Below are 12,500 nucleotides of genomic sequence, written 5' to 3' on the forward strand. Positions count from 1 at the left end.
CCGGGAGCAGAACCGCGGCCGCGTCGGCCGGCCAGGCCACAAGCTGCCGGGCGGCCACGCAGTCGGACGGCCGAACGGCCAGGAGGATCCGACGGTCAGGCGGCCACGGCGGCCAGGGCGGTCACGCAGCTAGGCAGTCAGGCAGCCGGATGGCCAGGCAGCCACGCAGCCAGGCAGCCAGGCAGTCAGGCCACGAAGGTGCGCGGGGCGTCCGTGCCGGTGCTCGCGCCGGTCTCCACCAGCCGTGCGGCGGCCGCCAGCCGCTGCGCGGCCTCGTCGGCCACCCGGCCGCCGACCGTGAACGGCAGCCGCACATACCCCTCGAAGGCACCGTCGACCCCGAACCGGGGCCCGGAGGGGACCCGGACCCCGACCCGCTCACCGACCTCGGCGAGCCGCGAGCCGGAGAGCCCGCCCGTCCGCACCCAGAGCGTCAGCCCACCGTGCGGCACGTCGAACTCCCAGTCGGGCAGCTCCCTGCGGACCGCGCCGACCAGCGCGTCCCGGTTCTCCCTGGCCTGCGCGCGGCGGATGCCGACGGCCTCCTCCCAGCCTCCGGTGCTCATCAGCCAGTTGACGGCCAGCTGTTCGAGGACAGGGGTGCCGAGGTCGGCGTAGGCCCGTGCCGAGACCAGGCTGCGGATCACATCGGGTGCGGCGCGCACCCAGCCGATCCGCATCCCCGCCCAGAACGCCTTGCTCGCCGAGCCCACCGTCAGCACCGTGCTGCCCGCCGGGTCGAAGGCACAGACCGGGCGTGGCATCTCGGTCTCCTCGTCGAGGAGCAGCTCGGACATGGTCTCGTCGACGACCAGGACCGTGCCGGCCGAGCGCGCCGCGTCCACCAGACCGCGCCGCTGGTCCTCGTCGGCGAGCGCGCCGGTCGGATTGTGGAAGTCCGCCACCACATAGGCGATACGCGGAGCGGCGTCGCGCAGCACCTGCCGCCACCTGGGCAGGTCCCAGCCGCTGAGCCCGTCGGCCATCGCGACCGGCACCAGCCGGGCGCCGGCCTCGCGCATCAGCTGGAGGATGTTGGCGTACGAGGGCGACTCGACGGCGATGCGCTCGCCGCGCCCGGCGAAGAGGTGGCAGATGGCGTCCATGGCGCCCATCGCCCCGGTGGTCACCATGATCTGCTCGGGCATGGTCGGGATGCCCTGCTCGGTGTAGCGGTCGGCGAGCCTCTGGCGCAGCGCAGGGAGCCCGGCCGGGTAGTCGCCGTGGGTGTGCGCGTACGGCGCCAACTCCTCGAGCGCCCCCTGGACGGAGCGGGTGAGCCAGGGTTCCGGGGCGGGCAGGGCCGCGGTGCCGAGGTCGATCATCGAGCCGAGGGTCTCGGGCGGCAGTGGTTCGAGGCCGCGGGCGGGCAGCGGATTGCCGGCCGGGACCGCGGTCCAGCTGCCCGCGCCGCGGCGGGATTCCAGGAACCCTTCGGTGCGCAGCGCCTCGTAGGCGGCGGCCACCGTGGTGCGGCTCACCGCGAGCGCGACCGCCAGTTCCCGCTCGGCGGGCAGCCTGGCCGCCACCGGGACGCGGCCTTCGAGGACGAGCACCCTGATGCCGTCGGCGAGCGCCCGGTAGGCGGGCGGCTTGCGGGTGCCGGGCCCGGCCGGCCGTGACTGCTGGCTGCTGAGCTGCCGGGCCAGCTGGGCCGCGCCGACCGCCGAAGTCCACTGCGTCATGGAATTCAGTCCACCTTCCCGGAATTGGCCATGGTTGGCCTCGGATCCCAAGCCACAGAGTGGCACGTACCAGTCCACTACGGCTACCCACCACGACGGAGGGCCATATTGTCCAGGAATGTCATACGAAGGCTTGTGCAGCTCTACGTCGGTCTGACGCTGTACGGCGTCAGCTCCGCCCTGCTCGTCGACGCGGGCCTCGGTCTTGAGCCCTGGGGCGTGCTGCACCAGGGCCTTGCCCGGCTCACCGGCCTGATGATCGGCACCGTCTCGATCATCGTCGGAGCCGCCGTGCTGCTGCTCTGGATCCCCCTCAGGCAGCGGCCGGGACTCGGCACGGTCTCCAACGTCTTCGTCATCGGCATCGCCATGGACGCGGCCCTCGATCTCATTCCCGCCGTCCACGGGCTGGCCGGCCGGATCCCGCTGATGGCAGCGGGCATCCTGCTCAACGGCGCGGCCACGGGCCTGTACATCTCCGCCCGCTTCGGCCCTGGCCCGCGGGACGGCCTGATGACCGGCCTGCACCGGCTCACCGGTCTGTCGATCCGGCTGTCGCGCACCGCCATCGAGATCGCCGTGGTGGCGACCGGCTTCGCCCTGGGCGGGACCGTCGGGGTGGGCACTGTCGTGTACGCGCTCTCCATCGGGCCGCTCGCCCAGATCTTCCTGCGGATCTTCGCGCTGCCCGAGCCGGCTGCCGAGCGGGCGCCGCTGGTCCCCGCCACCGCGCAGGCGATACTGCCGGAGTGACGAGGACGCGACACCCCTATCTGGACCACCCGGGCCCGATCCCGTTCGCCCACCGGGGCGGCTCCGCGGACGGCCTGGAGAACACGGCGGCCGCCTTCCGGCGCGCGGACCGGGCCGGCTACCGGTATTTCGAGACCGATGTGCACGCCACGGCCGACGGCCGCCTCGTCGCCTTCCACGACGCGACCCTGGACCGGGTGACCGACGCGCGGGGTGCCATCGCCTCCCTGCCGTGGAGCGAGGTCAGGCGCGCGCGGGTGGCGGGAACCGAACCGCTGCCGCTGTTCGCGGACCTCCTGGAGGAGTTCCCCGACGCCCGCTGGAACATCGACATCAAGGCCGGGCCCGCGCTGGCCCCGCTCGTCGCCCTGATCCGCCGCACCGGCGCCTGGGACCGGGTGTGCGTCGGCTCGTTCTCGGAGCGGCGCGTGGCAGCGGCGGCCCGTCTGGCGGGCCCGCGGCTGGCCACCTCGTACGGCATGAGCGGTGTCGCGGCGCTGCGGCTGCGCTCCCTCGGCCTCCCGGCCGCCCCGCGCACGGGCGGTGTCTGCGCCCAGGTCCCGGAGTTCCACGGCCGGATCCGGGTGGTCGACCGGCGCTTCGTACGGTCCGCGCACGCCCGCGGGCTCCAGGTGCACGTCTGGACGGTCAACGACCCCGGGCGGATGGCCGCCCTTCTCGACCTGGGCGTGGATGGCATCATGACCGATCATCTGGAGTCGCTGCGCACGGTTCTCACCGCGCGGGGGGCGTGGAACTGACGATCAGGGGGCGCGGTTTGAGCACTGGCACCGCGAACGGCGACGCCGGGGCGGCCGCTGCCGACCCGGCCGCAGCGGCCGCCGCGGCCGGGCGGAGACGCGAGCAGCACGGCTGGTACTTCTACGACTTCGCGTCCTCGGTCTACTCGACCAGCGTGCTCACGGTGTTCCTCGGCCCGTATCTGACCTCGGTCGCCAAGGCCGCGGCGGACACCGGGGGCTATGTCCATCCGCTCGGCATCCCCCTGCGGGCCGGGTCGGGGTTCGCGTACACCGTCTCGGTCTCGGTGGTCGTCGCGGTGCTGCTCATGCCGCTCGCCGGGGCCGTCGCCGACCGGACCGGGCGGAAGAAGCCGCTGCTGGCGGGGGCCGCGTACCTGGGTGCGGGCGCCACGGCGGGGATGTTCTTCCTGGACGGCGACCGCTATCTGCTGGGTTCGCTGCTGCTGATCGTGGCCAACTCCGCGCTGGCCGTCTCGATGGTGCTCTACAACGCCTATCTCCCGCAGATCGCGGAGCCCGAGGAACGCGACACGGTCTCATCGCGCGGCTGGGCCTTCGGGTACACGTCGGGCGCCTTCGTCCTCGTACTCGACCTGGTGCTCTACTCGGGCCACGGGAGTTTCGGGGTGTCGCAGTCCACCGCCGTACGGATCTGCCTGGCGACGGCCGGTGTGTGGTGGGGCGCGTTCACACTGATACCGCTGCGCAGGCTGCGCGACCGGCGGGCGGGTCCGGCCGGCGGTCGCGGCACGGTCGGCGCGGGGTGGCGCCAGCTCATCGGGACGCTGCGGGACATGCGCCGCTATCCGCTGACGCTCTCGTTCCTGCTCGCGTACCTCGTCTACAACGACGGCATCCAGACGGTGATCTCGCAGGCGTCCGTGTACGGGTCCGAGGAGCTGGGTCTCGGCCAGACCACTCTGATCACCGCGATTCTGCTGGTGCAGGTGCTGGCGGTGGCGGGTGCGCTCGGCATGGGCCGGCTTGCACGGACGTACGGCGCCAAGCACACCGTTCTCGGCTCGCTCGCCGTGTGGACCCTGATCCTCTGCGCCGGGTACTTCCTGCCCGCCGGGGCGCCGGTCTGGTTCTTCGTGCTGGCGGCCGCGATCGGCGCGGTGCTCGGCGGCAGCCAGGCGCTCTCGCGTTCGCTCTTCTCCCATCTGGTGCCGGCGGGCAAGGAGGCCGAGTACTTCTCGGCGTACGAGATGAGCGACCGCGGGCTGAGCTGGCTCGGCCCGCTGGTGTTCGGGCTCGCTTACCAGCTCACCGGCAGTTATCGTGCCGCCATCATCTCTTTGGTGATCTTCTTCGTACTGGGTTTCTTCCTGCTGGCACGGGTACCTGTGAGGGAGGCCGTGGCAGCGGCGGGAAACGCGGCACCGCAGCGGGTTTAGGCATTGAAGTGAAAGGCCGGTAGTGTACGCCTTTGGCTCACCAGGCGGACCGTTACTGCGGGATCATCAGCCGAAATCGCAGGGTGACATCTCTGAGCAGATGTGACAAAGAGGGCACTGGTGGGTACAACAAGGGGCGGCACGACGGGCGACGTATGACCCGCAACGGGAATCTTTACCGCCGACCGGACGTTGACCGGATGACGACGACAGCGACACCTGTCCTGTGGGCGACAAGCCCGGGAGGCACGATTCATGAGTGAGCGAGCTCTTCGCGGCACGCGCCTCGTGGTGACCAGCTACGAGACCGACCGCGGCATCGACCTGGCCCCGCGCCAGGCGGTGGAGTACGCATGCGAGAACGGACATCGCTTTGAGATGCCGTTCTCTGTAGAGGCGGACATTCCGCCGGAGTGGGAGTGCAAGGCGTGCGGCGCCCAAGCACTCCTGGTAGACGGGGACGGCCCTGAGGAGAAGAAGGGCAAGCCCGCGCGCACGCACTGGGACATGCTCATGGAGCGGCGCACCCGCGAGGAGCTGGAGGAGGTGCTGGCCGAGAGGCTGGCCGTCCTTCGTTCCGGCGCCATGAACATTGCCGTGCATCCGCGGGACAGCCGCAAGTCCGCGTAACGCCCAGGCGTTCACGGACCGCACGACATCAGGGGCTGAGGGCCCCGGCACACTTCAGGGTGTGCCGGGGCCCTCAGCTCTTTCCTTTTCCGGAACTGCTTTCCGGCGGGGTGCCGGAGGCAGGTCAGGGCGTCAGCGGCGGGCGCGGGCCCCCGTCGTCCTTCCGGGGCCCGGGCCGTTCGTCGTCCTTGATGACCTCGCCCTGGACGACCTTGCCGTCCGGACGGTGCATCCGCGCCTGCTGGAAGGCATCGCCGACGGTGCCGGGAGCGGACTTGCTCATCCGGCGCTCCAGGGTCCGCTCGGTGTACCGGCTCAGCGCCGACCGCAGCGGCGGCACCAGCAGGACGAGCCCCACCACATCGGTGATCAGCCCGGGCAGCATGATCAGCAGCCCCGAGAGCATCAGGAAGCCGTTCCCGCCCTCGCGCTCCTGCGCCGGCTCCGCTCCCGACTGCTGGCGCTGGACCGTCTCCGTCAGATTGCGGAAGGCCCGCCGCCCGGCCCGCTTGACGACGGCGGCACCCAGCACGAGACCGCCGACGAGCAGGAAGAGAACGGTGAGCCCGCCCGCCACGTCGGCCACCAGGATCAGCAGCCAGATCTCCAGGATCACCCAGACGGCGATGCCCAGCGGTACGAAGGTGCGCGCCCTGGAGCGTCTGGGAGCGGTCGGGGGCTGTGTGCCGGTCGTCATGCTCCCAGTGTGCCTGCAGGCGCGCACGGATGACGTGCTGGGGAGGTCAGGAGGGCTCCCTGCCCAGCAGCCGGCCGGCCCGCGAGCCGACCCCCCAGGCCGTCACCCGCCACAGCGCCTCGACCACGATGTCCTTGCTCATCTTGGAGTCGCCGATCTCGCGCTCGACGAAGGTGATCGGGACCTCCACGACATGGCAGCCCGCCTCGACGGCCCGCCGGGCGAGGTCCACCTGGAAGCAGTAGCCCTGCGACGACACCTCGTCGAGGCCGAGTTCCTCCAGGGTCTCCCTGCGGAACGCCCGGAAACCACCGGTGACATCGCGGATCGGTACGCCGAGGAGCAGCCGCGAGTACGTGGAGCCGCCCCGCGAGAGCAGCTCCCGGGACTTGGGCCAGTTGACGACCCGTCCGCCCGGCATCCACCGCGAGCCGAGCACCAGGTCGGCGCCCTTCAACGCGGTGAGCAGCCGGGGCAGTTCCTCGGGCTGGTGCGAGCCGTCGGCGTCCATCTCCACCAGGACGCCGTACCCGTGCTCGATGCCCCAGTGGAAGCCCGCGATGTATGCGGCGCCGAGTCCTTCCTTGCCCTTCCGGTGCAGTACCTGGACCTGCGGGTCGTCCCCCGCCATCTCGTCGACGATCTTCCCGGTACCGTCCGGGCTGTTGTCGTCGGCGACCAGAATGTCCGCCTCCGGCACCGCGGCGCGCACCCGGGCAACGATCGGCTTGATGTTCTCGGCCTCGTTATAGGTCGGAATGATGACCAAGACCTTGCCGAGCGGACCGAATCGCCGCTCACCGCCGTCGTTCACTACTGCCCCTCACTGTGTCCCTACGCCGAGCCAACACCTTATCCAGCGCCGGAGTGGCGGAACGCAGCCGCGTCGGTGGGACCGGCTCCCGGGAGGGGAGGGGAACTTCGGATCGGGGCCCGGCGTCCTTCGGGCCGACCTGGGGCCCGCTGGCTGCGGGTCGACCGAGAGCCGTTGTCTACTGAACGTCCGGGCCCCACCCGGGTCGCACCTGCCCGCGAACTCCTGAGGAGCAGGGCGGACCCCCTTCCGGCTGAAACCTCCCTCGCCCCCGAGGCGCGGGCGCTGAACCTGGCTCCCAGTGGTGGCACACCTTCCGGCGTGCCGCCCCATGACCCAGCGGCGTTCGACGACTGCGTGGAGGTTTGCCGGTCGGACGTCCTGTGGTGGACTCGGCCGAACCTACCCGCCGGTGGCCGCTTCCTGTCAACACTCGGCCGACCTGCGGTGTTCTGATGAATGGCCAGGTCAGTGCGGAAGAGCCGCAGGTGACGGGAGAGACTTTCCGGCATCGATCGGCCGCACGAAATACCACGATGTCACTCGTTCGGCCTCACGAAGACTGTCTGTCCGAAGACCACCGTCCGCAGGCAGACCGGGAGTTCGGCGCCAGGGGTGAGATCCGGCAGGCCCGGGGTGCCGGAGCGCGGGTCGGTCGACCAGCGGGCCACCCGGTCGTCGGGGGCCTGCACCACCAGGTCGTCGGTGCGCCAGACGGCGTAGTCGGCGGGGGCGCCGGGCACCAGGACCCCGGCGTCGTCCCGGCCGATGGACCGCCAGCCGCCCCTGGTGTGGGCGGTGAACGCGGCGCGTACCGAGATCCGGTGCTCGGGGGTCCGGTGGAAGGCAGCGGCCCGTACGGTCCCCCAGGGGTCGAGCGGGGTGACCGGGCTGTCGGAGCCGAAGGCGAGCGGTACACCGGCCCGCAGCATGGCCGCGTACGGGTTGAGGGTGGCGGCCCGCCCGGCGCCGAGCCGCTGGGCGTACATCCCGTGCTCGCCGCCCCACGCGGCGTCGAAGGCGGGCTGCACGGAAGCGGTGAGCCCCAGTTCGGCGAAGGCGGCGACGGTCTCCGGGGTGAGCATCTCGGCGTGCTCGACGCGGTGGCGGGCGGCGCGGATCCTGGCCCGGCCGAGCTTCTCCGCGGCGGCCCGCACCCCATCGACGACCGCGGTGAGGGCCGCGTCCCCGATGGCGTGGAAGCCGGCCTGGAGCCCGGCCTCGGTGCAGGCGGCGACATGGGCGGCGATACCGGCGGAGTCCAGGTGCGCGGCGCCGGTGTGCGCCTCGTCCGCGTACGGCTCGTGCAGGCAGGCGGTGTGCGAGCCGAGCGAGCCGTCGACGAAGAGGTCACCGGCCGCGCCGATCGCGCCCAGCTCCCGGATGCGCCGGGCGTCCCTGCCGTCGGCGACCCGCTCGGCCCAGTAGCCGAAGACCCGCGGCCCCTGCTCCTGCGCGGCGAGCCGGAGCAGACCGGTGAAGTCGTCCTCGTCGGAGATGTCAGGACCGGCGCACTCGTGGAGCGAGCCGATCCCGAGCGACGCGGCGTGCGCACGGGCCGCACGCTGCGCCTCGGTGCGCTGCCCGGGCGTGATCCGGGCATGGGCGGCGGCGCGTACGGCGTGGTGTGCCGCGCCGGTCAGGGGGGCGTCCGCCCGGTAACCGGACAGCGAGGTGACCCCCGGGACCAGGTCGAGGAGGGCGGTGGAGGCGACCGCCGAGTGGACGTCGACCCGGGGCAGATAGACCGGCCGGCCGGCGGCCGCCTCGTCGAGCGCGGTGCGGGACAGCGGCGGTCCGTCCGGCCGGGCGGAGGGGTCCCAGCCGTGGCCGAGCAGTACCCGGTCGTCGGGGCGGGCCGCCGCGTGCTCCCGTACGAGCCGGAGGGCCTCCTGCGCGGTCCGTGCGGCCGAGAGGTCGAGGCCGGTGAGGGCGAGCCCGGTGGAGGTCATGTGGACGTGCGCGTCGGTGAACGCCGGGGTCACCAGGGCACCTTCGAGGTCGACGGTCTCGTCGACGCCCTTGGCGAAGGCGTCGGCGGCCCCCTCGGAGCCCACCCAGGCGACGTGCCCGCGTTCCACGACCATGGCGGTGGCGAAGGGGTCGGCGGGGCTGTGGATGTCCCCACCGCGCAGCAGTACGGTGCGGTGGTCTGCCTGGGGGGCGGTGCTCTCGGTCATGGGGAACAGTCTCCCGCCTGCGGGGCACCGGTCGGCGCAGGGGGCCCCGCGCCAGGCGGCAGCCGCTCAGATCTCCGGGGGCCGCGCCTCGTACGGGGTGGAGAGCACGACGGTGGTACGGGTGGAGACCCCGGCCAGCGAGCGGATCCTGGTCAGCAGGTTCTCCAGGGCCAGCGGTGTCGGGACGCGCACCTTGAGGATGTAGTTCTCGTCGCCCGCCACACTGTGGCACGCCTCGATCTCGGGGACCCCGGCGAGGCGCTCGGCGATGTCGTCCGGCGCGCTCGGGTCGAAGGGTTTCACCGAGATGAACGCGGTGAGCGGCAGCCCGACGGCCTCCGGGTCGACCACGGCGGCGTATCCGCGGATGACTCCACGCTGTTCGAGACGGCGTACGCGCTGATGCACCGCCGATGTGGACAGGCCGGTGGCCTTGCCCAGGTCGGTGTAGCTCATCCGCCCGTCCTTGACGAGCAACTCCACGATGCGGCGATCCAGCTCCTCCATACGGATCAACCTATGGCCCCGATCCCCTCCGGCACAGCTGGGGAGGGCCGGTAAGGGTCCCCTGACGCATTCATGTGACGAAGGCCACAGGGCTGGAGCCGTGTCCGCGGGGAACGCGCGATTACCGCGGACACCGGGCGGGAAGTGCTTGCTGTGGTCGAGACCACAGTTACTGGTCGGCCCACCCGAGGGGGAGAATCTCCATGCACAAGCTGAAGAGCGTCGATTCCATCGAGCCCGCGGAACTCGCGGCCATCGAGAACGATCCGGGTCTCGCGGCCTACGACACCTTTGAGATGTACCGGGTGATCTGCCCGGACTGCGCGCAGCCGATCGCCCTCCTCACCGGTGAGGTCGTGCTGCCGGAGCACGCGCTCTGCGCCAGCCCGTGGAATCCGTTCGGGCTGACGGCGTGCGCGGGCACCGGACGTGCGGCGTCCGACGCCAGGCCCGCCGACGCGTCCCTGGAGGCCCAGGCGCAGGACACCGCACTCCTGCTGACGCTCCCTCAGGGTCTTGACTGGCGCAAGCAGCCGTTCTCGCACGTCGGCGGGCCCGGCTCACGCCCCGTCAAGGCCGCCGGGCCGGGCCGCAAAGCCGCCTGACCAGTCGTACGTACCCCGCACCAGGGCCTCCAGCGAAGCCCGGTGCAGGATCATGGCATCCGGGTCCGCGGGGACCCGGACCTCACCGAAGTGCACCTGCCGGTAGGCGATGCGGAGCATGACGATCGCGTGCCTCAGGGCCGCGTAGAGCAGATGGAAGTCCATGTCGCGCGGTGTGTGGCCGGTGAGTTCGGCGTACCGCCGCTCGGCGTTCTCGCGGCGCAGCAGGCCGGGCAGGCCCGGCAGCCCGGATCCCTCGGTGAGGTCCTGGAAGAAGCGGTGCAGATAGACGGTCCAGCCGAGGTCCAGTTCGCACGGACCGTAGGCCGCCATCTCCCAGTCGAGTACGGCGGCGGGCTCGAAACCGTCGTACACGATGTTGCCGATCCGGGCGTCTCCCCAGCAGAGCACGGCGGGCCCCTCGTCCGCGGGCCAGAGCGCCTCGAGCCGCTCGAAGGCGCTCTCGATCAGCGGGGAGCGCGGCAGTCCGTCCACCACCCAGGCGTAGTAGGCCCGTTGGTCGTCCACATGGCGGCGCAGCGGGCTGCCTTCACCGGCGGGCAGCAGGAACTCGGCCTGGGCTGCGGGGAACTGACGGTGCAGTCCGGCCACGACGCGCAGGGTCGCCTCCTCCAGTGCGGCGCGTTCGGCGTCGGTCGCGGAGTGGAGCCAATTCCCCTCGTACGTATAGGGCATGACGTCGGGTGGGACTCTGCCGTGCGCCTGTTCCATCACGAAGAACGGCGCGCCCAGCGGCCCCGGATCCGTTTCGAGCCACAGGACGCGTGGCACCGGGATGCCGGTGTGGGCGGCGACCAGGCTCATCACCCGGTACTGCCGCTCCATGTCGTAGGCGGGGAAGACGGTGTACGCGGCGGGGTCGGCGGCGAGCCGCAGTGCGCAGGAGGCCACGGGGGCGGCTGAGCCGTCGGGTTGGGAGGTGTCGGCCGTACCGGCGGTGTCCGGTGCATCCGTGACGATGTCGAAGAGCAGGGTCTCGCTTGACATGCCGTTCGACGCCGGGGTGGTGAGGCCGCCTATGCGGGCGCCGGGCAGCCGGGTGCCGAGCCAGGCGGAGAGCCTGCGGCCCAGCTCCTGCGGGTCCCGGGTGGTGGTGCGGGGGCGTGGTGCCGTGGCCATGGCGGTGCTCCTTGATCAGTCGGGCCTGGGTCAGGGCGCCACCGATGTGTATCCGGTGAATCCGCTGGGGTCGTGGCGGCCGAAGCTGCCGTGCTCGAAGATGCCGTGGCCGACCTGGCCGTCGAGGGTGAAACGGGCGGCGTGGTCGGTGACGCCGTAGGCGGCGGCCGGGTGGGCCGCCGGGTCGCTCATGTCGTAGCTGCGGCGGTCGGTCCAGCCCCGCCCCTGCCAGGTGCCGTGCTGCCAGTCGGTGGCCGGCGGATAGCCAGCGCCGAGCGCCAGCGGTGACGAGCAGAGCGTCTCGGCGGTCAGCTCCATGGGGCGGCCGTCGGGGGCCGTGAGGCGGACGACGGCCCGCTCCGGGTGGCGGGTGCCCGGCCGGTATTCGATCTCCGTGCGCGGCCAGCCGAGTTGGACGTCCGGACCGCCGTCGCGTACCAGCAGCGCCTCGTTGAGCGTCCGGTAGCCGTCGGCGTCCTCCTGGGCGATCACCATGACGAAGCGGTCGTCGAAACGGACCGGGATCCAGAGCCAGTGGAACCCCTCGGGCCGGTACTCCGCCTCGGCACGCCCGCCCTCCTCGCCGGGGATGGGCCGCACGCCCCAGCTCCGGTCCCGGGTGCCGGTCCACTCCCCCGCCACCACCGGTATCTCGTCGCCGCCCGCGCGTATGACCCCGGAGCAGTTGCCCGCCTGCACGAAGCGGCGGCCCTCCAGCATCAGCCGCTCTCCGCGCCGCTGCACATGGTGCGGCTCCCAGACGGCCGGAAAGGCCGCGGTCCACTCGATGTCGTACGAGAGGGAGTCCGGGTCGGCGGGGTCGGCCGCGCAGTGCAGCGACAGCCGTTGGAGCGGGACGTCGACGGTGATGCGCAGCGGGCCCACGGAGAGGTTCATCCGGTCGTCGGTGAGGGCGTCCGACGCACGTACGGCGTGCAGCCGGTCACCGGTGCGCAGGGTCGCGTAGGCGTCGATCACCCCCACGTTCGGATAGACGCCGAGTCCCACGATGAGCAGCGCCCTGCCCCGGTGGTCGAAGACGTGGAAGATGCAGCGGTCATAGGCGTTGCGGTCGCCCGTCGCGACGTGCTTCATCGACAGCGGCACCTGGTGGACGGGGTATTCGTCGAGTGCGATGGGTCGGTCGTCGGCCACGGAATCCTCCTGCTGGCAGGGAAGGTGACGGTACGTCAGAAATGCTGTGCACCGCCAGACCTGGATCGCGCCAGACCCCGACCGGCCAGACCCGGACCGCGCCAGACCCGGCCCACGCCAGACCCGGACGCGCCGGCCGCCACCCGGCCCCGACCGACCGACCCGGGCCGGCC

Annotated in this window: 12 protein-coding genes; 5 read left to right on the plus strand and 7 right to left on the minus strand. The window is 72.0% G+C overall.

Translation table 11 applies throughout. The features are described from left to right. Window positions 1-185 precede the first annotated feature (185 nt). A complete protein-coding gene (locus tag G3I19_RS28560; protein ID WP_164266607.1) occupies window positions 186-1,685 on the minus strand; it encodes a PLP-dependent aminotransferase family protein in 1,500 nt (499 codons plus the stop codon). 30 nt (window positions 1,686-1,715) lie between these two features. Between G3I19_RS28560 and G3I19_RS28565 the strand changes: the two genes are divergently transcribed. The 4 genes from G3I19_RS28565 to G3I19_RS28580 all read left to right on the plus strand — a co-directional run bounded on the left by G3I19_RS28565 (window position 1,716) and on the right by G3I19_RS28580 (window position 5,229). After that, window positions 1,716-2,438: a hypothetical protein gene (locus G3I19_RS28565; protein ID WP_239074894.1), complete on the plus strand. Its 723-nt coding sequence runs from the start codon at window positions 1,716-1,718 to the stop codon at window positions 2,436-2,438. Next, complete coding sequence (locus tag G3I19_RS28570; protein ID WP_164266608.1) at window positions 2,435-3,199, plus strand: glycerophosphodiester phosphodiesterase; 765 nt, start codon at window positions 2,435-2,437, stop codon at window positions 3,197-3,199. The genes G3I19_RS28565 and G3I19_RS28570 overlap by 4 nt, the downstream gene beginning before the upstream one ends. A gap of 17 nt (window positions 3,200-3,216) precedes the next feature. Continuing rightward, window positions 3,217-4,599 (plus strand): MFS transporter, encoded by a 1,383-nt coding sequence (locus G3I19_RS28575; RefSeq protein ID WP_164266609.1) that lies wholly within the window; start codon window positions 3,217-3,219, stop codon window positions 4,597-4,599. Between the two features lie 255 nt (window positions 4,600-4,854). After that, window positions 4,855-5,229 carry an RNA polymerase-binding protein RbpA gene (locus tag G3I19_RS28580; RefSeq protein ID WP_161311542.1) on the plus strand — a complete coding sequence of 125 codons (375 nt, stop codon included), beginning with the start codon at window positions 4,855-4,857 and terminating at the stop codon, window positions 5,227-5,229. A gap of 124 nt (window positions 5,230-5,353) precedes the next feature. Here G3I19_RS28580 and fxsA read toward each other — a convergent pair whose 3' ends face one another. From fxsA to G3I19_RS28600, 4 genes are all read right to left on the minus strand, one after another. Then, window positions 5,354-5,926: an FxsA family membrane protein gene (fxsA, locus tag G3I19_RS28585; RefSeq protein ID WP_164266610.1), complete on the minus strand. Its 573-nt coding sequence runs from the start codon at window positions 5,924-5,926 to the stop codon at window positions 5,354-5,356. 46 nt (window positions 5,927-5,972) lie between these two features. Further along, window positions 5,973-6,740 (minus strand): polyprenol monophosphomannose synthase, encoded by a 768-nt coding sequence (locus G3I19_RS28590; protein WP_164266611.1) that lies wholly within the window; start codon window positions 6,738-6,740, stop codon window positions 5,973-5,975. A 539-nt stretch (window positions 6,741-7,279) separates the two neighbouring features. Beyond that, a complete protein-coding gene (locus G3I19_RS28595; RefSeq protein WP_164266612.1) occupies window positions 7,280-8,920 on the minus strand; it encodes an amidohydrolase in 1,641 nt (546 codons plus the stop codon). A gap of 66 nt (window positions 8,921-8,986) precedes the next feature. Beyond that, window positions 8,987-9,427, minus strand: a complete 441-nt coding sequence (locus G3I19_RS28600; RefSeq protein ID WP_164266613.1) for an Lrp/AsnC family transcriptional regulator — start codon at window positions 9,425-9,427, stop codon at window positions 8,987-8,989. A 203-nt stretch (window positions 9,428-9,630) separates the two neighbouring features. Here G3I19_RS28600 and G3I19_RS28605 point away from each other — a divergent pair, with 203 nt between their 5' ends. Next, window positions 9,631-10,032, plus strand: a complete 402-nt coding sequence (locus G3I19_RS28605) for a hypothetical protein (protein ID WP_164266614.1) — start codon at window positions 9,631-9,633, stop codon at window positions 10,030-10,032. Here the strand turns inward: G3I19_RS28605 and G3I19_RS28610 are convergent. Further along, complete coding sequence (locus tag G3I19_RS28610; RefSeq protein WP_164266615.1) at window positions 9,988-11,172, minus strand: phosphotransferase family protein; 1,185 nt, start codon at window positions 11,170-11,172, stop codon at window positions 9,988-9,990. The two genes, G3I19_RS28605 and G3I19_RS28610, sit on opposite strands and share 45 nt — an antisense overlap. Window positions 11,173-11,202: 30 nt before the next feature. Further along, entirely contained in the window at window positions 11,203-12,267 is a 1,065-nt protein-coding gene (locus tag G3I19_RS28615) for a hypothetical protein (protein WP_203600481.1), read from the minus strand. Window positions 12,268-12,500 lie beyond the last annotated feature (233 nt).

Origin of the sequence: Streptomyces sp. SID10853, assembly GCF_010548145.1 — a bacterium.
Taxonomy (GTDB): Bacteria; Actinomycetota; Actinomycetes; order Streptomycetales; family Streptomycetaceae; genus Streptomyces.

What these genes read in the sequence shown, in the direction of transcription:
- G3I19_RS28560 (WP_164266607.1), bottom strand. Translation starts at nt 1,685, where the DNA reads ATGACGCAGTGGACTTCGGCGGTCGGCGCGGCCCAGCTGGCCCGGCAG.
- G3I19_RS28565 (WP_239074894.1), top strand. Translation starts at nt 1,716, where the DNA reads ATGGTTGGCCTCGGATCCCAAGCCACAGAGTGGCACGTACCAGTCCAC.
- G3I19_RS28580 (WP_161311542.1), top strand. Translation starts at nt 4,855, where the DNA reads ATGAGTGAGCGAGCTCTTCGCGGCACGCGCCTCGTGGTGACCAGCTAC.
- fxsA (WP_164266610.1), bottom strand. Translation starts at nt 5,926, where the DNA reads ATGACGACCGGCACACAGCCCCCGACCGCTCCCAGACGCTCCAGGGCG.
- G3I19_RS28595 (WP_164266612.1), bottom strand. Translation starts at nt 8,920, where the DNA reads ATGACCGAGAGCACCGCCCCCCAGGCAGACCACCGCACCGTACTGCTG.
- G3I19_RS28600 (WP_164266613.1), bottom strand. Translation starts at nt 9,427, where the DNA reads ATGGAGGAGCTGGATCGCCGCATCGTGGAGTTGCTCGTCAAGGACGGG.
- G3I19_RS28605 (WP_164266614.1), top strand. Translation starts at nt 9,631, where the DNA reads ATGCACAAGCTGAAGAGCGTCGATTCCATCGAGCCCGCGGAACTCGCG.
- G3I19_RS28610 (WP_164266615.1), bottom strand. Translation starts at nt 11,172, where the DNA reads ATGGCCACGGCACCACGCCCCCGCACCACCACCCGGGACCCGCAGGAG.
- G3I19_RS28615 (WP_203600481.1), bottom strand. Translation starts at nt 12,267, where the DNA reads ATGAAGCACGTCGCGACGGGCGACCGCAACGCCTATGACCGCTGCATC.